The 1,110-nt window shown below is 50.9% G+C and carries 1 protein-coding gene; it reads right to left on the reverse strand.

Annotation, left to right across the window (positions count from 1 at the left end; genetic code table 11):
* Positions 1-1,110, reverse strand: a 1,110-nt coding sequence (locus R7070_RS26235; RefSeq protein WP_318141519.1) for a phosphoenolpyruvate carboxylase, incomplete at both ends; no start/stop codon positions are given.

The following is a 1,110-nucleotide window of genomic DNA, read 5'->3' on the forward strand; positions in this document are numbered from 1 at the left end:
GTTGAAGTTGAGGTTCAACTAGGCGTTGGTCATAGTAGCGAGAGATTTCCATGTTGCACTTGGTGTACACCATCTCAAGCATACCTAGGCGAGTTGAGAAGAACGGCCATTCGCGACACATTTCTTCCAGTAGCGCCTGATGACCTTTGTCTACTGAGTACTGAATAGCTTCACCTGCGCCTAACCAAGCCGGAAGCACCAAACGGTTTTGGCTCCACGAGAAGATCCAAGGAATTGCACGTAAGCTTTCTACACCGCCATTTGGATTACGTTTCGCAGGGCGTGAACCAAGCGGCAGTTTGCCTAGCTCTAGTTCAGGCGTCGCTTGACGGAAGTATGGAACAAAATCTGGTTCGCCACGGACGACGCCACGGTAAGCTTCACAGCTCACTTCCGACAGGACTTCCATCAAGTCGCGCCATTCTTGTTTTGGCTCTGGTGGTGGCAGTAGATTTGCTTCCAAAATGGCGCTTGCATACAAGTTGAAGCTGTTTACCGCAACATCTGGTAGACCCAGTTTAAAGCGGATCATTTCGCCTTGTTCTGTTACGCGTAACCCGCCTTTCAAGCTCTTTGGTGGTTGAGACAGCAGAGCCGCGTGTGCAGGTGCGCCGCCGCGACCAACGGTGCCGCCACGACCATGGAACAGAGTCAGCTCAACACCTTCGTCTTCTGCCACTTTAACTAGAGATTCCATAGCATGGTACTGAGCCCAGCCTGCTGACATGACACCCGCATCTTTTGCTGAATCAGAGTAGCCGATCATGACCATTTGGTGGTTTTGAATAAAGCCACGGTAAAGGTCGATGCTCATTAGCTGCTTAATGACCGATTCCGCATTGTTCAAGTCGTCTAGAGTTTCGAACAGAGGACAAACATCCATACGGTAAGGGCAGCCCGCTTCTTGCAGTAATAGGTGCACTGCGAGTACGTCTGAGGCGGTACGAGCCATTGAGATGACGTAAGCACCGAACGCTTCGCGCGGTTGCAGAGCGATGATCTTACAGGTGTCTAACACCTCTTTGACAGGCTCTGATGGTTCCCAATCGCGTGGCAGTAGCGGACGTTTAGACGCAAGTTCATTGGTGAGGAAAGCAATTTTATCTTGCT

The organism is Vibrio sp. 1557 (genome assembly GCF_033340175.1).
GTDB lineage: Bacteria > Pseudomonadota > Gammaproteobacteria > Enterobacterales > Vibrionaceae > Vibrio > Vibrio alginolyticus.